Below are 22,004 nucleotides of genomic sequence, written 5' to 3'. Positions count from 1 at the left end.
GGCTGATAGATAATGACGGCACGCGCGCTTCAACGCCAGCACCCATTTGCCGTTGGCGAACTGGATGTGCCGACGAAGCTGGTCAAGACGCCGGTACCGGGTGTGGCGCGATATAAATTTACCCCATTAAGACGAACCAAGCACCAGGACGAGGGGCACGAGATAAATGGCACAACTTAACGCGGGCGCGCTGTATTATGGTCCGCGCAATCGGGCAAAACCAGCGGAATGGTCGATAGAGAACTTCAAATCTATTGAGTATGCGTCACTTCCGCTCAGTAATTTGGTGGTTCTGACAGGGGCCAATAGTTCAGGTAAGTCCAGTCTAATTCAAAGCCTGCTACTACTTGCACAAAGTAGTGACGACGAAATCATTTTGAATGGGCCACTTGTAAGACTCGGCGACCCGATCGATGTTATCCGCTCCGGCACTGACAGCCTCACATTGTCGTACACCCTGGTCTCCCCGACAACAAATCAACGAGCTTCTTCCGAGTGGGCATTCAGTATTCGTCTAGTCGCCGGGGCGCAGACTCTTGAAATCGCCGATTTCGACGCCGCAGTTGATGGGGAACAGGTGCTTTCTGCAACTAGTTCCCGCGTCACTGCGGTAGCGAAAGCCGAAGTTAACCCCGAGCATCGCTTCGGAAACACTATTCTTAGGGTTAAGGAGATCTCAGGACATGCAGCACCTTCACGCACGTATCTGAGCTTCCAGGGCCTCTACCCAGAGGCGCTAATTGTTCGGCAGAAACGCGACATAGTTCTGCGGGCGCTGAAGCGGACGTACAACTCTCGAGCAATCTCGCAAGATAGTGAACGCCTATTCCAGCTATATGAGGAGCTTCAACCGTGGTGGCGCTCTCATGAAGATTCCCTTCCAACCGACATCGTCGAACTTTATAATAGCCTCTTTCTTCGCGGCTCGCCTCGGCAGAGAGTCGCGGACCCGCATCAAATGGCAACATTAAATAGCCTTTTTGAGCTCTTCGCTGACGCCGCCGAGGAAGAGGGATGGCAGCCAATACCAGTATCTAGATACGGGGCAATATCTACTCGCGGTACCCTTGTCGGGCGTTCCCCGTCTGGCACTTCTCAGGACATTAAATACGCACTTGTCGGCCTTGGCGTCGCCGAAGATGGACTAAAGCGTATACGTGAGTCAGTTCGCTACTTGGGGCCATTAAGAGAAGAACCACAAGTTGTCTCGGCATCGGGGGCTAGAAATCGCAACCTGCCTACGGGCACCAAAGGCGAGTATACGGCGGACCTTCTAGCACGAGAACTGAACAAAGTCGTGACCTTTTACGATTGGAATCGACGTCGACAGCAGATGTCACTGCCGGCTGCTATCAGCCTTTGGACGGAATACCTGGGTGTAGGCGACGCCGTTGCTGTCGAGGACCAAGGGAAGCTAGGCAGGGGCCTCCGGCTCGAGGTAAATGGCATATCTCGTGATCTGACGACTGTGGGAGTGGGCGCGAGTCAATTGCTTCCTGTCTTAGCAGTCGTCCTTGCAGCTGATCGCGACACAGTAGTTTGCATTGAGCAGCCGGAGTTACACCTTCACCCGGCCGTTCAAAGTCGTCTCGCCGATTTTTTCTTATTTGCAAGACCAGGCGTACGAGTCATCATAGAGACGCACAGCGAATACATGATTACCCGCATACGATTGCGCGTTGCTGAGGACAAGGTAAGACCCGCAAATGTTGCGGTCTTCTTCTCAGAGCAAGCCAAGGGCGTAACAAATCTTCGTAAGTTGGAATTGAACTCCATGGGAGATTTTTCCTCCTGGCCCAAAGGATTCTTCGATACACAGAATCAGGATGCGCGCGAGCTCGTAAAAGCAGTAACCGCACGATACCAGAAAAAAGAATCGTGATATTGCTACTCGACCCTCTACTCACTAGACCGGACATTACCGAGGAGGGAGCTATATCATGGACTCACGTCTTTTGGAATAATGTAGTCGAGTGGGCATCTGATCAGCGGGTTCGCATTGGCGTCGAATGTCATCAACTCGTTTACGAGACATTTGCTCATCACGGCTATCCGGAAAGGGATCTTGACACGCAGGGAATGCCACTAGTTCGAGAGTACCAGTCTGCACTGAATACATTACTCGGGCGCGTCCAACCGTCATCCACCGAGCCGGCAGAGTGTCAATTCGATCCACTTTACACCGGCGACGCAAGCTACTCGCTCGCGCTCCAAATGGATATTTCTTCCACAGCTGCATCAGATGTAGTTGGTGTGGCCACGAGTATGACAAGCTGGGATAGCCCCCCAGAACCCGCAGTCAGAATCGTCCCTGGGCCGCCCACGACGCTAGAAGCATGTTTCTCTCCGAATCTCGAGCTAGAAGCGGAAAAGTCTCAAACGATACACTCCTACTACGCCACGAGACGAGTCCACTTTGTGGGAGGCCAGGTTGATGCGCGTTACATGGAGCACTTATGTGAGATACTCGGCGTCGATGCGGCACAAGTCACGTGGATACCCTCCGAGAAGTCAAAGCCACCGAGAGACTTAGATAAAACATGGGGCTCCCTTGTACCAGATCGCGACATTACGGTTTGTATTACTGGGCGGATGAGCCATTCAACCTGGAATGCGGCCAGAAAAACCACTCAAAGTAGAGGCCTGATTCGCCTAGATGCGGAACACGTATCCGATGTCGAGGGACTGCTTCTCGCACTCACCAGTCATCGCCAAGCTCTAGAAACAGACCACTGAATAACATTAGGAATTGTAAACCCGTGCACTAATGTTAAGAAACGCATTTTGTGCTGCATGGACGCGGTAGCTTGGACCTAACGCATTGAGAATGACTCGATACCAACGCAACATTTGACATCGTCAAGTGGCTCCTACAATTAAAATGCCTCGGAAGGACTCAAAGGCCCTTCCGAGGCATATCCGTCGGGCTGACAGGATTTGAACCTGCGACCCCTTGACCCCCAGTCAAGTGCGCTACCAAGCTGCGCCACAGCCCGCTGTCCCATCGCTGGGCAACTCGTAGAGCCTACCGCATCGGCGGCACTGCTCCGGCACGCGCGGAGCCCCGGATCAGGCCGGCGCACCGCCTGGGCGACCCGGAGCCGCGGGGTCCGGCGCGCCACCAGCAGCCACCCGCCCCGGTTTCGGGAACGCGTCCCGCATGTGGTCGCTCCGCAGGATGTCCGCCACCCCGATGAGCAGCAGCGAGAAGACGATCTGCTCGATGACCATCCAGAGCGGGTAGAGGCCCGGGATCGCGGCGATCACCAGGGTCACGATGGGGAAGATCTGGCTGAACAGGCGCAGGCGCGAGTACGCCCACCAGTAGCCGGCCGAGGCACGCCAGGCGAAGTAGTAGAGCGTGAGGGTCATCGCGAGCACCACGAAGGAGCGGAACCAGACCGCGGGCGCGATCGCGATGCCGTCGGACGCGAGGGTCAGGGCGATGGCCACGGCGGTCGCGCCGACGGCGGTCTCGGCGATGAGGATCCACCGGATCCATCGGAACGCCCGCGTCGTACACGGGTGGTCGCGCATGTCCTCGGCCATGACGTGGCCCGCCTGGCGCCCGGCGGCGATCCGATCGAGACGGCTGAGCAGCTGGTCCACCGGTGCGATCCTCCGTGTCTCGTGAGCGGGCGTCGGATGCGCCCGGATCAGGGTACGACGTGACGCCGCGAGCCGCCCGCGAACGCATGACGGGACGCCAGACGGACAGGCGACCGCTCCCCCGCATGACACCCCGTGACGCCCCGCGTCGTCACACCCCGCAACCCCGCGTCACACCCCTCGCGACCGCCGCTGGCCCGCCCCTACCGTGGCCCCACCGCGAGGCGCGGCACCGGTCGCGCCCCTTCACGAGAGGACAGGACATGACCCTGATCGACCGCGAGCCCCGACCCGCATCCGGCTCCCCCACGCCCGCCCACGGCACCGCGAACGCGGACGCACCCGCGAAGACAGACCGCCCGCGCCCCGCTCCCCTCGGCGACGCCCCCGTCGACCGCTGGAAGAACGCGCCCCGCCCTACGACGCCGGCCGCGTGGATCGCCCGCGCCCGCGAGGTCGCCGACATCCTCGCCGTCGACCAGGTCGAGCGCGACCGCGCCGGCGCGAGCCCGCACCAGGAGGTCGCGCTGCTCAAGCACGCCGGCCTCGTCACGCTGCTCGGGCCCGCGGAGCACGGCGGCGGCGGGCAGACGTGGGAGACCGCGTACAAGGTGATCCGCGCGGTCGCCCGCGGCGACGGATCCATCGGCCAGCTCCTCGGCTACCACTACCTCTGGGCGTGGGCGGCGCGGCTCGTCGGCACGGATGCGCAGATCGCGGGCGTGGAGGAGTTCGCCACGACAGGCAACCTCCTCTTCGGCGGCGCCGTGAACCCGCGCGACTCCGACCTCGTCATCCGCGAGGACGGCGACGACCTGATCTTCTCCGGCCGGAAGTCGTTCTCGACGGGCGGCGTCGTCTCCGACCTCACGGTGCTGGAGGGCGTGCTCGAGGGCACCGACACCCACGTCTTCGCGATCGTTCCGACCGACCAGCCGGGCATCGTCTTCGGCCACGACTGGGACAGCCTCGGGCAGCGGCTCACGGAGTCGGGCTCGGTCGAGATCCGCGACGTGCGGGTGCCGTGGGCCGACGCGGCCGGGTTCGTCGACAAGGTGTTCCAGCCGCTCGTCTACGGCACGCTCAACGTGCCGGCGATCCAGCTCGTGTTCGCGAACTTCTACCAGGGGATCGCGGAGGGCGCGCTCGAGACGGGCGCCGCGTACACGCGCAGCACCACGCGCGCCTGGCCGTACGGCGGCGACGACAAGGAGCGCGCGACCGACGAGTGGTACGTGCTCGAGGGCTACGGGCAGCTGCAGTCGAAGCTGTGGGCGTCGGAGGCGCTGCTGGATCGGGTGGGCGCCCAGATCAGCGCCGTGCTGCACGCGCCGCGCGAGAAGCTGACGGAGCGGAAGCGCGGCGAGATCGCGGTGCGGGTCGCGGCGGCCAAGGCGCGCATCGCGGAGGACGGGCTCGAGGTCGGCACGCGGATCCTCGAGCTCACGGGTGCCCGCGCCTCGTCCTCGAAGGCCGGGCTCGACATCTTCTGGCGCAACCTGCGCACGCACACGCTGCACGACCCGATCCCCTACAAGCGCCGCGAGGTGGGCCGGCACGTGCTGCTCGGCGAGATCCCGGAGCCGACCTGGTACACGTGATCCGCGCCCGGGCGACGACGGACGGCGCCGACCCCGAGAGGGGGCGACGCCGTCCGTCGTGCTGCGAGCCGAGGCCCGCGGGAGCCAGCTAGCGCTTCCGCTTCTCCCGCACGCGCATGTTGACGATGATCGGGCTGCCCTCGAAGCCGTAGATCTCGCGCAGGCGACGCTGGATGTAGCGGCGGTACTGCGGGTCGAGGTACCCGGTCGTGAAGAGCACGAATGTCGGCGGCCGGCTCGAGGCCTGCGTGCCGAACAGGATGCGCGGCTGCTTGCCGCCGCGCACGGGGTGCGGGTGCGCCGCGGTGAGCTCGGCGAGGAACGCGTTGAACTTGCCCGTCGCGATGCGGGTGTCCCACGACTCCAGCGCGGTCTCGAGCGCCGGGACGAGCTTCTCCATGTGGCGGCCGGTGCGCGCCGAGATGTTGACGCGGGGCGCCCACGACACGTGCGCGAGGTCGGTCTCGATCTCGCGCTCGAGGTAGCGGCGGCGCTCGTCGTCGAGGAGGTCCCACTTGTTGAACGCCAGCACGAGCGCGCGGCCCGACTCGAGCACCAGCTCGATGATGCGGATGTCCTGCTCGCTGATGACCTCGGAGACGTCGATCATGACGACCGCGACCTCCGCCTTCTCCAGCGCGGCGCTCGTGCGGAGCGACGCGTAGAAGTCGGCGCCCTGGGCGAGGTGCATGCGGCGGCGGATGCCGGCGGTGTCGACGAAGCGCCACACCTTGCCGGCGATCTCGACCTGCTCGTCGACCGGGTCGCGCGTGGTGCCGGCGAGCTCGTTGACGACCACGCGCTCCTCGCCCGCGGCCTTGTTGAGCAGGCTCGACTTGCCGACGTTCGGGCGGCCGAGGATGGCGACGCGGCGGGGTCCGCCGACCTCCTCCTTGGCGACCTTGGAGACGAGCGGCAGGGTCTTCAGCACGAGATCCAGCAGGTCGGCCACACCGCGGCCGTGCAGCGCGGAGACGGGGTGCGGCTCGCCGAGGCCGAGCGACCACAGCGACGCGGCGTTCGGCTCCTGGCGCGCGTCGTCGACCTTGTTGGCCGCGAGGATCACCGTCTTCTTGGTCTTGCGGAGCAGGCGGACGACGTGCTCGTCCGTGCTCGTGGCGCCCACGTTGGCGTCGACGACGAAGAGCACGGCGTCGGCGAGATCCATCGCGATCTCGGCCTGCATGGCGACGGACGCGTTGATGCCCTTCGCGTCGGGCTCCCAGCCGCCGGTGTCGACGAGCGTGAACCAGCGTCCGCCGTACTCGGCCTTGTAGGAGACGCGGTCGCGCGTGACGCCGGGGGTGTCCTCCACGACGGCCTCGCGGCGGCCGAGGATGCGGTTGATGAGCGCCGACTTGCCGACGTTCGGGCGGCCGACGACCGCGAGCACCGGGAGCGCCGGCAGGTAGGTGACCTGGTCGGGGTCGTCCGTGGCGGACTCGAGGACCTCGAGGTCCTCGTCGTCCAGCTCGTAGTCCTCGAGCCCGGCGCGGAGCGTCTGCGCGCGCTGGGCGGCGAGCTCCTCGTCGATGCTCGACAGGCGCTCGTGGAGCCCGCTGTCGAGCCCGGGGAAGTCGTCGTCGTGATCAGCCATGTTGTCCTCTGGCGTGTCGGCCCGTCGCCGGGTCGCGCCTCAATCTGTTCGTGCGTGAACGAGATCGACCACCGCCTGGACGGTCTGGTCGAAGTCGATGTCCGTGGAGTCGATGGTGGTCACACCATCTGCGGCGTTCATGAAATCGACGACCTGCGAGTCGGCCCGATCCCGAGAGGCGAGTGATTCGCCGACCGCGGCTGCCGACTGGGTCGACGTCTCCGCGGAACGCCTGCTCATCCTAGCTTCCGGGGAGGCCGTGAGCAGAATGCGGACCTGGGCGTCGGGCGCCACGACCGTGGTGATGTCGCGGCCCTCGACCACGATGCCGGGCTTGTCGCTCGACGCCATGAGCGAGCGGAACAGCTCCACCATGTAGTGCCGCACCTCGGGCACGCGGGCAACGCGGCTCACGACGGCGGACACGCGCGGCTCGCGGATCGCCTCGGTGACGTCGGTGCCGCGCACGGAGACCCGGGTCTCGGACGGGTCGATCGCGATGTCGTAGTCGAAGCCCTCGATGAGGCTCGTGACGGTCGCGGGATCCTCGGTGTCGACGCCGCTCTCCAGCGCGAACCAGCTGAGCGCGCGGTAGGCGGCGCCCGTGTCCTGGTAGTCGAAGCCGAGGGCGCGCGCGGCGGCGCGGCTCACGCTCGACTTGCCGCTGCCGGCGGGGCCGTCGACGGCGACGACCGTGCGGTTGAGCGTGGCGTCGACCAGCAGGGCGTCCTGGAGGGGATCCCTCTCCACGGGGTCGGGTGCGTTCACAGCGTCTCCGGTCATCCGGCGATCCTCCAGTCACGTTCGTCGAGCCGCGCGACCAGGCGGTCGCGGGCCTCGGGCAGCACGGCGATCTCCACGAGACCCACCTGCGCGCCCTGGGAGTGCTCGAGGCGCAGGTCCTCGATGCTGACATCGGCGGCGCCGACGTCGGAGATGAGCGCGGCCAGCTGGCCGGGGCGGTCGTCGATCATCACGGTCACGGCGGCGAAGCGGCGGTCCTGCCCGTGCTTGCCGGGGATGCGCGCGACGCCCGCGTTGCCCGCGTGGATCCGCTCGGCGACCCGCAGCCTCGCCCCCCTCGCGTCGACGTCGTCGAGCGCGTCGATGACCTCGTCGAGGTCCGTGCGGAGCGCCTTGAGTATGGGCACGATGCGGGCCGCGTTGGCGCCGAGGATCTGCACCCACAGCGCCGCGTCGCTCGACGCGATGCGCGTGGTGTCGCGGAGGCCCTGCCCGGAGAGGCCGAGCGCCGCCGGGTCGCCGTCGGCGAGCCGCGACGCCAGGAGGCTCGCGACGACCTGCGGCACGTGCGAGACGAGCGCCACCGATGCGTCGTGCTCCTCCGCGGTCATCTCGATCGGCACCGCGCCGAGGTCGAGGATCAGCTGCTCGACGGGCGCGCCCGCGGCGTACGTGATGCCGTCGTGGCCCGCGATGACCCAGGGCCGACCGAGGAACAGGTCGCCCGTCGCGGAGACGGGGCCGCCGCGCTCGCGCCCGGCGAGCGGGTGCGAGCCCAGGTATCGGGAGAGGTCGGCGCCCATCGCGGCGAGCTCCGCGAGCGGCGCGGCCTTCACGCTCGCGACGTCGGTGACGAGCGCGCCAGGGTGCGCCGCGAGCTCGGCGGCGACCACGCGCGCGGTCACGTCCGGCGGCACGCAGACGACGACGAGCGACGGCCGATCGGGCGCCGGCGAGATGTCGGCGATGCGGCCCGCACCCATGTCGGCCGCGAGGCGGAGCGTGGTCGGCGACGCGTCGGCCAGCACCACGTCGACGCCGCGCGCACGGAGGCCGAGCGCGATGCTCGTGCCGAGCAGGCCCGTGCCGACGATGCGGACGGTGCCCTGCACGCGCGTGCCGGTCGCGGCGGCCGCGCCCGCGGCCTCGCTCACTCGCCGTCCTCGCGGTCCACGTCCCCCTGCGCCTCGGCGTCCGCGCTCGCGCCCTGCGGCGTCGCGGGTCCGGCCTGCGCGCGGGCCTCGCGCGCGATGGTGAGGAGCTGGCCGAGCTCGTCGGAGGTGAGGTCGCGCACGCGGCCGACGCCGAGGGATCCGAGGTGCAGCGGCCCGAACTGGCGGCGCACGAGCTCCTCGACCGGGTGGCCGACCTCGTCGAGCATGCGGCGCACGATGCGGTTGCGGCCCGAGTGCAGCGTGATCTCCACGAGCGTCTGGTCGCCGCCGCCCGAGAGGATGCGCGCGCGATCCGCCTGGATCGGCCCGTCCTCGAGGTCCACGCCCTGCGTGAGGCGCTGGATCGTCTGCGGCGAGACGCGTCCGGTGACCTTCGCGATGTAGGTCTTCAGCACGCCGAAGGACGGGTGCGCGAGCACGTGCGCGAGGTCGCCGTCATTGGTGAGGATCAGCAGGCCGCTCGTCTCCGCGTCGAGGCGGCCGACGTTGAACAGGCGCTCCTCGAACTCCTCGGTGAACTCGCGGAGGTCGGGCCGGCCGCGCTCGTCGCGCAGCGAGGAGTAGATGCCCACGGGCTTGTTGAGCATGAGGTAGCGCTTGGAGGTGTCGAGCTGCACGGCCTGGTCGTCGACCGCGACCTCGTCGACGTCGGGGTCGATGCGGCGGCCGGGCTCGGTGACGGTCTCGCCGTTCACGGTGACGCGGCCCGCGGCGATCATGTCCTCGCAGACGCGGCGGCTGGCGACGCCGGCGGCGGCCATCACCTTCTGCAGGCGGATGCCCGCGACGGGCTCGTCCGGGTTCCCGGCGTGCGCATTCTCAGAGGAGGGGGTCATGGAAGCCTTCCGCCCCGTCGGGGAGCAACGGGGAGATCGGGGGGAGCTCGTCGAGCGAGTTGATGCCGAGCTGCGTGAGCAGGTGGTCTGTCGTACCGTAATGGATCGCGCCGGTCTCGCCGTCGGTGAAGGCCTCGGTCACGAGGCCCCGCGCGAGCAGCGTCCGCACCACCGAGTCGACGTTGACGGCGCGGATCGCGGCGACCTGGCTGCGGCTGATCGGCTGCTTGTACGTGATCACCGCGAGCGTCTCGAGGGCCGCCTGCGAGAGGCGCGTGGGGTTCTGCGTGAGCACGTGGTCGCGGATCACGGTGTCGTACTCGGGCCGCACGTACACGCGCCAGCCGCCGCCGACCTCGCGCAGCTCGAAGCCGCGGCGCACTCCCCCGGTCTTGCCGTCGAAGTCGTCGACGAGCCGCTGGATCGCGCGGCGCACCTCCTTCACGGGCGTGGAGGTCGCGGTCGCGAGCGTCGTCACGCTCTGCGGCTCGTCGGCGACCATGAGCAGCGCCTCGAGCGCGCGGTCGAGGTCGAGCGGGGCGTCGGATTCGGGCGCGGCGGCGTCACCCGCGGGATCCTGCGGCTCAGCTGCCATAGCCGGCCCCCAGGCTCGCGAGCGCGTCGTCGGTCCAGCTCTCGGCGGTCCACGTGAGCGTGAGCTCCCCGAGCGCCTCCGGCTGGTCGAACTCGATCGCGGCGACGCGGTACAGCTCGAGCACCGCGAGGAAGCGCGCGATGACCACGCCCGTGAGCCCCGCGTCCGCGACGAGCTCCCGGAACGTGACCGGCACCCCGCTCCGGAGCCGCGCGACGACGACGGCGGCCTGCTCGCGGATGCTCACGAGCGGCGCGTGCAGGTGGTCGAGCCCCACGGTCGGGATCTCGCGCGGCGCGAGCGCGATGAGCGCGATGGCCGCGAGGTCGGCGGGCGACGTGGTCCAGACGAGCTCGGGCACCTGCGCCCGGAACCGCTCCTCCAGCGGCACGTCCCGGAACGCGCGTCCGGACTCCGCGGCCAGCCGCTCCTGGAACCAGCTCGCCGCCTGCTTGAACGCGCGGTACTGCAGCAGCCGCGCGAAGAGCAGGTCGCGCGCCTCGAGCAGCGCGACGTCCTCGGCGTCCACGAGCTCGCCCTGCGGCAGGAGCCCGACGAGCTTCAGATCGAGCAGCGTCGCCGCGACCACGAGGAACGAGCTCGCCTCGTCGAGGTCCTCGGGCCCGTCGAGTCCGCGGATGTGCGCGATGAACTCGTTGGTCACGAGGCTGAGGCTCACCTCGGTGATGTCCATCTCGTGGCTGCCGATGAGCGACAGCAGCAGGTCGAACGGGCCCTCGAAGTTGCCGATGCTGACGCGGAAGGCGCGCTCCGGATCCGCCCGGACGACGGAGGCGTCAGCCGCGAGCTCCGGCTCGGCCCGGGGTGCGCCCCTACGCGACGGCGCCACGCGCGATGAGCTCCCGCGCCACCTTGCGGTACGCGAGCGCGGCCGGGTGCTCGGGCGCGAACTGGATGATGGGCTTGCCCGCCACCGACGCGTCCGGGAACTTCACGGTGCGGCCGATGACGGTCTCGAGCACGCTGTCGTCGAACGCCTCGACCACGCGCTGCAGCACCTCGCGCGAGTGCAGCGTACGCGAGTCGTACATGGTCGCGAGGATCCCGTCGAGCGCGAGCCCCGGGTTCAGCCGGTCCTTGACCTTCTCGATCGTCTCCACCAGCAGCGCGACGCCGCGGAGCGCGAAGAACTCGCACTCCAGCGGGATGAGCACGCCGTGGCTCGCGGTGAGCGCGTTGACGGTGAGGAGGCCGAGCGATGGCTGGCAGTCGATGAGGATGACGTCGTAGTCGGCGCTGACCTTGCGCAGCACGCTGGCGAGGATCTGCTCGCGCGCGACCTCGTTGACGAGGTGCACCTCCGCGGCCGACAGGTCGATGTTCGCGGGGATGACGTCGAGGCCCTCGAAGCCCGTGGTCTGGATCGCCTCGCGCGGGTCCTTCACGGTGCCGAGCAGCAGGTCGTAGATGGTGACGGCGTCGTGCGTCTGCACGCCGAGCCCCGCGGAGAGCGCGCCCTGCGGGTCGAAGTCGACCGCCAGCACGCGGCGGCCGTAGCTCGCGAGCGATGCGCCGAGGTTGATGGCGGTGGTCGTCTTGCCGACGCCGCCCTTCTGGTTGCAGAGGGAGATGATCTTGGCCGGTCCGTGGCCCTGGAGGGGCTCGGGCTCGGCGAACTCGCGCAGCTCCCGACCGGTGGGTCCGAGCACGGGGACGTCCATTCCCGGGAGCTCGGTCACATCTGGCTTGCGCGTCACGTGGATCTCTCTCTGCCGCTCGTCCGACGCGGGATCCCGCCGGATCCTGCGAGTGTACCGGGGAGGGTCGCTCACGCCCGGCGGGCACGCGGGTGCGCGGTCGTGTAGACGTCGCGCAGGGTGTCGACGGTCACGCGCGTGTAGATCTGCGTGGTCGCCACCGACGAGTGGCCGAGCAGCTCCTGCACCACGCGCACGTCGGCGCCGCCCGCGATGAGGTGCGTCGCGAACGAGTGCCGGAAGGTGTGCGGCGAGATCTCCTCCGTGACGCCGGCGCGCTCGGCGGCCGCCTTGATCACGAGCCACGCGTTCTGCCGGGAGAGAGCGTGGCCGCGCAGGCCCAGGAACAGCGCGGGCGTCGCGGTGCCGCGGGCCGCGAGGACCGGGCGGACGCGCACGAGGTAGGCGTCCACGGCGCGCCGAGCGAAGGATCCCACGGGCACGATCCGCTGCTTGCCGCCCTTGCCGAGCACGCGCACGATCTCGGCCGCGGCGCCGTCGGGCCCCAGCACGTCGTCGACCGTGAGCGCCGTGATCTCGCTCACGCGCGCGCCCGTCGCGTACAGCAGCTCGAGCAGGGCCTTGTCGCGCACGCGGAGCGGCTCGTCGCCGTCGGTCGCGTCGAGGATCCGCCCCATCGTCTCGATGGAGACGGCCTTCGGGAGGCGGCTCGGCAGCTTGGGCGGCTTCTGCTCGGCGGACACGTCGACGTCGACGATGCCCTCCTCCACGAGGAACCGGTGGAAGCTCCGGACGCTGGAGAGCATGCGCGCGAGCGACGACGCCGCGAGGCCGCCGTGCTCGGGGTCGCGGACGCGCTGCGCGAAGCCGGCGATGTGCGCGGGGCGGGCGCCGGCCGGATCCACGACGCCCTCGGCCGCGAGGTGCGCCGCGTAGCGCGCGAGGTCGCGGCGGTACGCCTGGATGGTGTTGCGGGAGAGGCCGCGCTCCACCTCGACGTGCCGGAGCCAGCGGTCGACGGCGCGCCGCAGCGCGACCGGGACCTCGGGGGCGGCGTCGGGCGCCGCTCCCCCGAGTCCGTCGGCCGCGTCGGTCACGAGGCGGACGCGCCCCCGCCGTCGCGGCCGCGGTCGCCGTCGCCGTCGCCGTCGCGCAGCTTCGGGTGGCGCGGCCACGGGGCGTCCGCGGGCCCCAGCGTCGCCCAGCCGCGCGACCGGGCGACGTGCGCCTGCAGCACCGCGATCACGGTCGACGGGTTCTGGATCCGCCGCTCGAGCACCGCGGTGACGACCTCGTCGAGGTCCACCCAGCGCACCTCGATGTCGGCCTCCTCGTCGGTGCGCGCGAACGCCTCCGCCGTGGGGGTCAGCCCGCGCGCGAGGTACACGCGGATCGCCTCGTCGCTGCCGCCGGGCGTCGTGTAGTACTCCGCGAGCACGCTCCACTCGGCGGCGACCAGGTCGGCCTCCTCGGCGAGCTCGCGCTGCACGGCCTCGAGCGGCGGCTCGCCCGTGATGTCGAGGAGCCCGGCCGGGATCTCCCACTCGCGCATGCGCACGGGGTGCCGGTACTGCTTGATGAGGAGCACGCGGTCCTCGTCGTCGATCGCGAGCACCGCGACGGCGCCCGTGTGGTCGACGAACTCGCGCGTGATCTCGCCGTCGCCGTACCGGAACGTCTCCCGCTTCACGTCCCAGATCTTGCCCGCGAACACGGTCTCGCTCGACGTGATGTCGTACGTGACCGGGTCGTCGTGCAGCCCGCCCGCCGGGGATCCGGTGGCCGCGTCGGTCACGCGACCGCCTCGGCGTCGTCCTCGACGAACAGCGTGCTGGCCGCCTGGCGGTCGAGCGCGGCGCGGATCAGGCCGGCGAACAGCGGGTGCGCGCGGTTCGGGCGTGACCGGAGCTCCGGGTGCGCCTGCGTCCCGATGTAGAACGGGTGCACCTCGCGGGGCAGCTCCACGTACTCGACGAGCGTGCCGTCGGGCGAGGTGCCCGAGAACACGAGTCCGGCGTCCTGGATCCGCTCGCGGTACTGGTTGTTGACCTCGTAGCGGTGGCGGTGGCGCTCGTGCGAGACGGGCGCGCCGTACAGCTCGGCCGCGAGCGAGCCGGGCGCGAGCGCCGCCTCGTACAGGCCGAGGCGCATGGTGCCGCCCAGGTCGCCGCCCGCGATGATGTCGACCTGCTCGGCCATCGTCGCGACGACGGGGAACGCGCTGTCCGGGTCGAACTCGCTGGAGGAGGCGCCCGGGAGGTCCGCCTCGTTGCGCGCGTACTCGATCACCATGCACTGGAGGCCGAGGCAGAGGCCGAGCACCGGGATCATGTTGTCGCGCGCGAACTTCAGCGCGCCGAGCTTGCCCTCGATGCCGCGGATCCCGAACCCGCCCGGCACGCACAGCGCGTCGAGGTCGCCCAGCTTCTTCGCGGCGCCCTCGGGCGTCTCGCACTCGTCGGACGCGACCCAGCGCAGCTTCACGCGCGCCGAGTGGGCGAACCCGCCGGCCCGCAGCGCCTCGGTGACCGAGAGGTACGCGTCGGGCAGGTCGATGTACTTGCCGACGAGGCCCACCGTGACCTCGTGCTTGGGGTCGTGCACGGCGTCGAGCAGGTCGGACCAGCCGGACCAGTCCACGGCGTCCGCGGCCGGCAGCCCGAGGTGGTCGATGATGTAGCTGTCGAGGCCCTGCCCGTGCAGCATCTCGGGGATGTCGTAGATGCTCGGCACGTCGACCGCGTTCACGACCGCCTGCTCGTCCACGTCGCACATGAGCGCGATCTTCTTCTTGTTCGAGTCGGAGACGGGCCGGTCGCTGCGGAGCACGAGCGCGTCCGGCTGTATCCCGATGGAGCGCAGGGCCGCCACCGAGTGCTGCGTGGGCTTGGTCTTCTGCTCCCCCGACGCGCCCATGTACGGCACGAGCGAGACGTGCACGAAGAAGACGTTGTTCCGGCCGAGCTCGTGGCGCACCTGGCGCGCGGCCTCGATGAACGGCTGGCTCTCGATGTCGCCGACCGTGCCGCCGATCTCGGTGATGATCACGTCGGGCTGCGGCTCGTCCGAGGACTGCAGGCGCATGCGGCGCTTGATCTCGTCGGTGATGTGCGGGATGACCTGCACGGTGTCGCCGAGGTACTCGCCGCGGCGCTCCTTGGCGATGACCTCCGAGTAGATCTGGCCGGTGGTCACGTTCGCCGCCTGGTCCAGCTCGATGTCGAGGAAGCGCTCGTAGTGCCCGATGTCGAGGTCGGTCTCCGCGCCGTCGTCGGTCACGAAGACCTCGCCGTGCTGGAAGGGGTTCATGGTGCCCGGATCCACGTTGAGGTAGGGATCGAGCTTCTGCATGACGACGCGCACGCCGCGCGCCGTGAGGAGGTTGCCGAGGCTGGCCGCCGTGAGGCCCTTGCCGAGGGAGGAGACGACGCCGCCGGTCACGAAGATGTGCCTGGTCGTCTTCGCCGTGCCTGTCGTGCTGGTGCTGCTGTCCGTAGAGCTCGGGTCTGTGTCCGCTGAGATGATGTCCGCCACGGGCTTCCATCCTACGTGGGAATCGGGGCGTCGCGACAGCCACGCCGCGCCGCGCCGGCCGCGGGTCGTCGGCTCAGCGCAGCGAGGCCGCGGTCTCGACGAGCTCGCGCGCGTGCGCCAGGCCGCTCTCGCTGTCGGGCAGGCCGGAGAGCAGGCGCGCCATCTCCTGGATCCGCGCGTCGCCCTCGAGCTGCGTGACGCTCGACGCGGTGACCTGCCCGTCGCCGCCCTTGACGACGCGCAGGTGGTTGGTCGAGAACGCGGCGACCTGCGCGAGGTGCGTGACCACGATGACCTGGGCGCGCTCGGCGAGCCGGGCCAGCCGGCGTCCGATCTCGATCGCCGCCGCGCCGCCGACGCCCGCGTCGACCTCGTCGAACACGAAGGTGGGCACGGGGTCGTCGCCGGCCACCACGACCTCGATGGCGAGCATCACGCGCGACAGCTCGCCGCCGGACGCCCCGCGCCCGAGCGGGCGCGCCTCGGCGCCGGCATGCGGGCGCAGCAGGATCTCGACCCGGTCGGCGCCCGACAGCGCGGGCTCCTCCCGCGGGGACACCCGCACGTCGAGCGACGCGTCGGCCATGGCCAGGGCGCCGAGCTCGGTCGTGACGGCCGCGGCGAGCCGCGCTCCGGCCTCCTCGCGGACCGCCGTGACGCGCGCGGCCAGCTCGCCGACGAGCCGCTCGTCGCGCTCCACCTCGACGCGCAGCAGGTCGATCCGGTCGGTGTCGCCGTCGAGCTCCAGCAGCCGCGCGCTGCCGGTGTCGAGGAACGCGAGCGCGTCCTCGACCGTGGGGCCGTGCGCGCGCGTGAGGGCGGCGAGCTCGGCGCGGCGGTCCTGCAGCGTCTCGAGCTCGCGGGCGCCGTCCGCGTCGAGCCCCGCGAGGTAGCCGGAGAGCTGGACGGCGATCTCGGCCACGAGGATCCGCGCGCTGTCGAGCGACTCGATGATCTCCGCGAGGCCCGGATCGTGCGCGGCGACCCGGTCGAGGCGGCGGTGCGCGGTGTCGAGCACGGACGCGGCGTCGGCCATCTCGCCGGACGCGTCCTCGGACGACATGAGCTCGTGGGCGGCCGACGCGGCGGCGCGCAGGTCCTCGAGGTTCGTGAGGCGGTCGATGCGCTCGCGCAGCTCCTCGTCCTCGCCGGGCTGGGGCGCGACGGCCTCGATCGCGTCGATGGCCGCGCGCAGCTCCTCGGCCTCGCGCGTGCGGGCGTCCTGCTCGGTGACGAGGCGGTCGAGCTCGGCGCGGGCGGACTGCCAGCGGCGGAACACCTCCTGGTACTCGCCGAGGACGGGCGCGAGCGCGGATCCGGCGAACCGGTCGAGGGCCTGCCGCTGCGCGGTGGACGACCGCAGCCGCATCTGGTCGGACTGCCCGTGCACCACGACGAGCTGCTCGCCGATCTCCGTGAGCAGCGCCGCCGGCGCACCGCGGCCGCCGACCGACGCGCGGCTGCGGCCCTCGGACGAGAGCTGGCGCGTGACGATGAGCTCGCCGCGCGTGCCGTCGCCGAACGGGTCCACGTCTCCCCCGGCGTCGCGCACCCGCTCGGGCACGGGGCCGTCGGCCGCGATGATCCAGCGCCCCTCGACGACCGCGCGCTCGCTCCCCTGCCGCACGGCGCCCGAGTCGGCGCGCGCGCCGAGCAGCAGCCCGAGTGCGGTGACGACCATGGTCTTGCCCGCGCCGGTCTCGCCGGTGACGGCCGTGAAGCCGGGCCCGAGCGGCAGCGTGGCCTGGCCGATCACCCCGAGGTCGCGGATGGTGATCTCCTCAATCACGATCGACCGGCCCCCTCCAGCCGGTGACCGGCAGCTCGAACTTGTTCACGAGGCGGTCGGTGAACGGCGACTGCTTGAGGCGCGCGAGGCGCACGGGGATGGCCGACCGGCGGGTCTCGACGCGCGCGCCGGGCGGCATGTCGCGCGTGCGGCGTCCGTCGCACCAGAGCACGCCGGATCCGGACGTGCGGCGGAGCACCTCGACGGCGACCGTGGACTCCGGGCCCACGACGAGCGAGCGGGCGAAGAGCGTGTGCGGGCTGAGCGGCACCACGAGCATGGCCTCGAGGCTCGGCCACACGATGGGGCCGCCGGCCGAGAACGCGTACGCGGTGGATCCCGTGGGCGTCGAGACGACCATGCCGTCGCAGCCGTAGGACGCGAGCGGCCGCCCGTCGATCTCGACCACCACCTCGAGCATGCGCTCGCGGCTCGCCTTCTCGACGGTCGCCTCGTTGAGCGCCCAGGTGCGGTAGACGATGTCGGCGTCGACCTTGAGCGTGACGTCGAGCGTCATGCGCTCCTCGACGGTGTAGTCGCGGTCGAGCACGCGGCGCACCGTGGCCGTGAGGTCCTCCCGCTCGCTCTCGGCCAGGAAGCCCACGTGCCCGAGGTTCACGCCGAGCAGCGGCACCGACGTGCCGCGAACGATCTCGGCCGAGCGCAGGATCGTGCCGTCGCCGCCGAGGACGATGACGATCTCGAGGTCCGCCGTCTGCACGTCCTCCCCCAGCACGGCCACGCCCTGCATCTCGGGCGCGAAGGGCAGGATGTCGGCCTTCTCGTCGGCCGTGAGCACCAGGTGCACGTCCGCCTCGGCCAGCTGCGCGCACACGCTGAGCGCCGCGTCGATGGAGTCGCGCCGTCCCGTGTGGGACACGACCAGGATGTGCCTCGCGGGTCCAGCCACTTCGCTCACGCTCCTGTGATCTCGTTCGACGTCGATCTCCATTGTGTCGGATTGCCGCCCGCGCGACCGCTGAACCAGGCGAGGTACTCGTGGTTCCCGGCCCCGCCGACGATCGGGGAGGGGACGAGGCCGGCCGTGCCGAGCCCGAGGTCCCACGCGGCCCAGAGCACGCGCATCACGGCGTCGTCGCGAAGGCCCGGGTCGTGCACGATGCCCTCGCGGATCCCCGTGCGGCCCACCTCGAACTGCGGCTTGATCAACAGCACGACGTCCGCCCCGTCCGCGACGGTGCGCGCGATGGCGGGCAGCACGAGGCCCAGCGAGATGAAGGAGAGGTCGCCGACCACGAGCGCGGGCCGCTCCCCCGCGAGCTCGTCGGGCGTCACGCCGGCGAGCGACTCCGGCGTCAGGTCGCGCACGTTGAATCCCTCGACGACGTCGACCCGCGGGTCCTCGCGGATGAGCGGATCCAGCTGCCCGTGACCCACGTCGAGCGCCACGACGCGCCGGGCGCCCCGCTCGAGCAGCACCTGCGTGAAGCCGCCGGTGGACGCGCCGACGTCGAGCGCCAGGCGCCCGGCGACCTCGACATCCGAGAAGGCGTCGAGCGCCCCGATGAGCTTGTGGGCGCCGCGGCTCACGTAGGCGTCGGTCCCGGCGACCTCGACGACGGATCCCGGCACGACACGGAACGACGCCTTGACGACCCCGCGCCCGTCGACCGTGACGAGGCCGTCAGCGATCAGCCGGGCGGCGTGCGTGCGGGAGCGCGCGAGGCCGAGTGCGGGCAGGGCGGCGTCGAGCCGCAGGTCGCCGCCGAGCGCCTCACCGGGCGCGGCGTCGGATCCGCCGCCGGCGTCAGCCACGCGTCGCGGCCCCGTCTCCGCCCTCGAGCCGCGTCCGCAGCTCGTCGTGCAGCAGAGCGAAGGCGGCGGCGCGGTCGCCGAGCGGCTGCTCCTCGATCAGCTGCAGCCGGGAGACCAGCTCCTCGGCGACGTCGCGGTCGTCGCGGTCCTCGCGATCCTCGGGCTCGTCGCTCACGCCGTCACGCTATGCCCGGCCCGCGCCGGCGGCACCGGCCGCGACGTAGAGGGACTCCTCGACGTCCAGCCCGTAGATCGGCCGGCCCGAGTTCCAGATGACGGCGCAGGCGGCGCGCAGCGTGTCGATCGTGGATCCGCCGTCCTTCACGACCTCGACGCGGTCGCCCGCGATGCGCACGGACGACTTGCCGACCGTGGCGACGCGGCCCTCCTGCGAGAACCGCGTCTCGGGATACGGCTCGTGCAGCTGCCCGAGGTGCTCGAGGATGAAGGTCGGCCGCTGGTCCTCCTCCGCCGCGAGGAGCTGCTTCGCCCGGTCGATCCCGGTGAGCACGTGCACGGACGCCATGCCGGCGCGCGTCGCCCCGAGGATGTCGGTGTCGAGCCGGTCGCCGAGAAACACGGGCCGCTGAGCGCCGAAGCGCTCGCGGGCCACGTCGAAGATCGGCGTCTCCGGCTTCCCCGCGACGACGGGCAGCCGCCCGACCGCCGTGTGCACGGCGGAGACGAGCGTCCCGTTGCCGGGCGCGATGCCGCGGGCGACGGGGATGGTCCAGTCGGTGTTGGTCGCGACCCACACCACGTCCGGGTCGGCCAGCGCGAACGCGGCCTCGGCGAGCTGGGTCCAGCCCACCTCCGGCGCGAAGCCCTGCACGACCGCCGCCGGCTCGTCCTCGGTCGAGCGCGTGACGACGTAGCCGGCCTTCTCGAGTTCGTGCACGAGGCCCTCACCGCCGACGACGAGCACGGTGGATCCCGCGGGCACGCGGTCCGCGAGCAGGCGCAGCGCGGCCTGCGGCGACGTCACGACGTCCTCGGGCGCGACCGTCAGCCCGAGCGAGCTCAGGTGCTCGGCCACGGACGCGTCGGTGCGCGACGCGTTGTTGGTGATGTAGCCCAGACGGATCCCGTCGCCGGCCGCGCGGTTCAGCGCGTCGACGGCGTGCGGGATGCTGTCGGGCCCCGCGTACACGACGCCGTCGAGATCCGCGAGGATCACGTCGACGCCGTCCAGCGGGGCGCTCCCCTTGGCCGCCCTAGCGAACATCGCGGTCCGCCTCCCCGCCGTCGACCGCATCCGCTTCCGCGTCGTCCGCGCCACCGCGTCCGTCAGCCTCGAGCTCGTCGTCGACGTCGATCGCGATGTCCGCGCTGTCCCCGTCCTCGCTCGGCGGGATCGGCGCGCCGTCCGCGCCGGGATCCTCGGAGACGGGGGCCGCGGGCTCCGCCGCGCCATCCTCGTCGTCGCTCGGCACGTCGGGATCGTCGTGGTCTGGGGACTCGTCGTCCCCGCGGTCCGCGACGTCCAGCTCCTCCTCGACGACCTCGACCATGTCGTCCCAACCCTCGTCCGGATCCGCGAACGCCGCCTCGGCCGCGTCGGCGCGCTGGCGCCAGGCCTCCGCCTCCTCGGAGCGGCCGAGCTCCTCGAGCACCTCCGCGTAGGCGTGGAACAGGTCGGCGCTGTACGAGTACGCGACATCCCGGTTCAGCTGCGCGATGGACAGCTCGTCGAGGGCCGCGTCCGTCTGCCCCAGGTCGAGCCGGGCGCCGGACATCGCGATCGCGAGCGCGACCTGCTCCGCTGCCGGCAGCGTCTCCTTCGGCACGGAGCGCCCCAGCTCCAGCGCCTTGTCCGGGCGCCCCTGGCCCCGCTCACTGTCGACCATGAGGGCGAGCTGGTCGTTCTTCCCGGAGATGCGCCGGTAGGTCCGCAGCTCCCGCAGCGCGAGGGCGTAGTCGCCGACGGCGTAGGCCGTGATGGCGAGGGACTCGCGGACCACGGCGATGCGACCCGCACGGCGTGCCGCTGACGTGGCGTGCCGGTGCGCGAGCTCCGGGTCCTCCTCGATCAGACGGGCCGCCATCACCAGGTGCTGGGCGACGCCCTCGGCGTTGTCCTTGCTCAGCGTCTTCAGCTCGTTGCGGGCGACGCGGTCGAGATCGCCCGGCTTGACGTCCTCGGGGATCTCGGGATCCTCGTGACGGGGACGCACGGAGCGCAGCTCACGCGCGCGCAGCTGCTCCTCGGTCAGGGCCTCCTCGTAGCGGGGCGCGTCGCGGTCGTTCCGCGCAGGTCGACCGTCTCGGGTCCAGAGCTTGTCGCCGTCCCGCGGGGGCCGCGCACCGCCTCGACCGGCATCCCGGCCCCCTGAATCGCGACCCCCGTCCTTCGACCACGGCTTGCGCTCGCCGTCACGGGCCGGACGCGCCGCGCCCGAACCGCCATCACGCGACCAGGGCTTCCGCTCGCCATCACGCTGCGGACGCGAAGCGCCGCCACCGTCCTTCGACCACGGCTTGCGCTCCCCGTCCCGAGCGGGACGCGCCACACCGGCGCCGCCGTCGCGGGACCACGGCTTGCGCTCACCATCACGCGAGGGACGGGCGGCACCCGAAGCGCCATCACGCGACCACGGCTTGCGCTCCCCATCACGCTGCGGACGAGCAGCCCCGCCACCGTCCTTCGACCATGGCTTGCGCTCCCCGTCCCGCGACGGACGAGCCGCGCCCGGACCGCCATCACGCGACCACGGCTTGCGCTCGCCATCACGCGCGGACCGCTCACCGCCGGCGCCACGAGCACCCGATGCACGGCCGCCGTCGCGCGGGCCGCGAGGAGCCCCGGAGGACCCGCGCTCGTACGGCGGCTTCGCACCATCCCGGTCGCGCGGCGAGTGCGACGATCCGCGGTCCTGGCCCTCGGGCCGGCTGTCTCGATCGGATGAGTCGCTCACTGTGCTCCTGTCGGCCTGACGGCCTGACGGCCTGATGATGTCTGTGGTGTTGTGGGTGCTGCGGAAGTCAGGTACCAGGCTAACCGGTGGCACCGCGACCGCGCGCGGACGCAGATCGCGGGGACGTCCGAGATGCCCAGGCCCCAGGACGTTC

General features: G+C 70.4%; 19 protein-coding genes and 1 tRNA gene. 2 read left to right on the top strand and 18 right to left on the bottom strand.

Annotated elements, in window-relative coordinates; genetic code table 11:
• Positions 1-166: 166 nt before the first annotated feature.
• Complete coding sequence (locus B5P21_RS16555; protein ID WP_133064175.1) at positions 167-1,882, top strand: AAA family ATPase; 1,716 nt, start codon at positions 167-169, stop codon at positions 1,880-1,882.
• Positions 1,883-2,922: 1,040 nt separating this feature from the next.
• Here B5P21_RS16555 and B5P21_RS07115 read toward each other — a convergent pair.
• Both B5P21_RS07115 and B5P21_RS07110 read right to left on the bottom strand, forming a co-directional pair.
• Positions 2,923-2,996, bottom strand: a tRNA-Pro gene (locus B5P21_RS07115).
• 73 nt (positions 2,997-3,069) lie between these two features.
• Complete coding sequence (locus B5P21_RS07110) at positions 3,070-3,609, bottom strand: hypothetical protein (RefSeq protein ID WP_045528407.1); 540 nt, start codon at positions 3,607-3,609, stop codon at positions 3,070-3,072.
• A 263-nt stretch (positions 3,610-3,872) separates the two neighbouring features.
• On the opposite strand from B5P21_RS07110, the gene B5P21_RS07105 reads away from it, so the two are divergent.
• Positions 3,873-5,210, top strand: coding sequence for an acyl-CoA dehydrogenase family protein (locus B5P21_RS07105; RefSeq protein WP_210433763.1), 1,338 nt, complete (start codon positions 3,873-3,875; stop codon positions 5,208-5,210).
• Positions 5,211-5,298: 88 nt separating this feature from the next.
• On the opposite strand, the gene der is transcribed toward B5P21_RS07105, so the two are convergent.
• The 16 genes from der to B5P21_RS07025 form a co-directional block, all read right to left on the bottom strand.
• Entirely contained in the window at positions 5,299-6,807 is a 1,509-nt protein-coding gene (gene der / locus B5P21_RS07100; RefSeq protein ID WP_045528409.1) for a ribosome biogenesis GTPase Der, read from the bottom strand.
• Between the two features lie 39 nt (positions 6,808-6,846).
• Entirely contained in the window at positions 6,847-7,590 is a 744-nt protein-coding gene (cmk, locus tag B5P21_RS07095; protein ID WP_172457230.1) for a (d)CMP kinase, read from the bottom strand.
• Complete coding sequence (locus tag B5P21_RS07090; RefSeq protein WP_045528411.1) at positions 7,587-8,705, bottom strand: prephenate dehydrogenase; 1,119 nt, start codon at positions 8,703-8,705, stop codon at positions 7,587-7,589. The genes cmk and B5P21_RS07090 overlap by 4 nt, the downstream gene beginning before the upstream one ends.
• Positions 8,702-9,562: a pseudouridine synthase gene (locus tag B5P21_RS07085; protein WP_045528413.1), complete on the bottom strand. Its 861-nt coding sequence runs from the start codon at positions 9,560-9,562 to the stop codon at positions 8,702-8,704. The genes B5P21_RS07090 and B5P21_RS07085 overlap by 4 nt, the downstream gene beginning before the upstream one ends.
• On the bottom strand, positions 9,546-10,157 hold the full coding sequence (scpB, locus tag B5P21_RS07080) for an SMC-Scp complex subunit ScpB (RefSeq protein ID WP_045528415.1): 612 nt from the start codon (positions 10,155-10,157) through the stop codon (positions 9,546-9,548). Before scpB ends, B5P21_RS07085 begins: the two co-directional genes overlap by 17 nt.
• On the bottom strand, positions 10,147-11,007 hold the full coding sequence (locus tag B5P21_RS07075; RefSeq protein ID WP_045528417.1) for a segregation and condensation protein A: 861 nt from the start codon (positions 11,005-11,007) through the stop codon (positions 10,147-10,149). Before B5P21_RS07075 ends, scpB begins: the two co-directional genes overlap by 11 nt.
• Positions 10,991-11,839, bottom strand: coding sequence for a ParA family protein (locus tag B5P21_RS07070; protein ID WP_174239708.1), 849 nt, complete (start codon positions 11,837-11,839; stop codon positions 10,991-10,993). Before B5P21_RS07070 ends, B5P21_RS07075 begins: the two co-directional genes overlap by 17 nt.
• Positions 11,840-11,946: 107 nt before the next feature.
• The gene (gene xerD / locus B5P21_RS07065; RefSeq protein WP_045528418.1) at positions 11,947-12,933 is read right to left on the bottom strand and encodes a site-specific tyrosine recombinase XerD; all 987 of its coding nucleotides are present in this window, start codon (positions 12,931-12,933) and stop codon (positions 11,947-11,949) included.
• On the bottom strand, positions 12,930-13,631 hold the full coding sequence (locus B5P21_RS07060; RefSeq protein ID WP_094170970.1) for an NUDIX domain-containing protein: 702 nt from the start codon (positions 13,629-13,631) through the stop codon (positions 12,930-12,932). Before B5P21_RS07060 ends, xerD begins: the two co-directional genes overlap by 4 nt.
• On the bottom strand, positions 13,628-15,370 hold the full coding sequence (pyrG, locus tag B5P21_RS07055; protein WP_045528420.1) for a CTP synthase: 1,743 nt from the start codon (positions 15,368-15,370) through the stop codon (positions 13,628-13,630). Before pyrG ends, B5P21_RS07060 begins: the two co-directional genes overlap by 4 nt.
• A 73-nt stretch (positions 15,371-15,443) precedes the next feature.
• The gene (recN, locus tag B5P21_RS07050) at positions 15,444-17,159 is read right to left on the bottom strand and encodes a DNA repair protein RecN (RefSeq protein WP_045528421.1); all 1,716 of its coding nucleotides are present in this window, start codon (positions 17,157-17,159) and stop codon (positions 15,444-15,446) included.
• On the bottom strand, positions 17,152-18,069 hold the full coding sequence (locus B5P21_RS07045; protein ID WP_373455979.1) for an NAD kinase: 918 nt from the start codon (positions 18,067-18,069) through the stop codon (positions 17,152-17,154). The genes recN and B5P21_RS07045 overlap by 8 nt, the downstream gene beginning before the upstream one ends.
• Before the next feature lie 5 nt (positions 18,070-18,074).
• On the bottom strand, positions 18,075-18,935 hold the full coding sequence (locus tag B5P21_RS07040; protein WP_080939316.1) for a TlyA family RNA methyltransferase: 861 nt from the start codon (positions 18,933-18,935) through the stop codon (positions 18,075-18,077).
• Positions 18,928-19,110 (bottom strand): hypothetical protein, encoded by a 183-nt coding sequence (locus tag B5P21_RS07035; protein ID WP_086520258.1) that lies wholly within the window; start codon positions 19,108-19,110, stop codon positions 18,928-18,930. Before B5P21_RS07035 ends, B5P21_RS07040 begins: the two co-directional genes overlap by 8 nt.
• A gap of 9 nt (positions 19,111-19,119) precedes the next feature.
• Positions 19,120-20,160 carry an HAD-IIA family hydrolase gene (locus B5P21_RS07030; RefSeq protein WP_045530383.1) on the bottom strand — a complete coding sequence of 347 codons (1,041 nt, stop codon included), beginning with the start codon at positions 20,158-20,160 and terminating at the stop codon, positions 19,120-19,122.
• Positions 20,150-21,109 (bottom strand): tetratricopeptide repeat protein, encoded by a 960-nt coding sequence (locus B5P21_RS07025; RefSeq protein WP_052663213.1) that lies wholly within the window; start codon positions 21,107-21,109, stop codon positions 20,150-20,152. The genes B5P21_RS07030 and B5P21_RS07025 overlap by 11 nt, the downstream gene beginning before the upstream one ends.
• Between the last annotated feature and the right edge of the window lie 895 nt (positions 21,110-22,004).

Origin of the sequence: Clavibacter michiganensis subsp. insidiosus (assembly GCF_002240565.1) — a bacterium.
GTDB classification, from domain to species: Bacteria; Actinomycetota; Actinomycetes; order Actinomycetales; family Microbacteriaceae; genus Clavibacter; species Clavibacter insidiosus.
The sequence above is the reverse complement of the archived record's forward strand: the minus strand, read 5'-3'. Positions and strand labels throughout refer to the sequence as shown.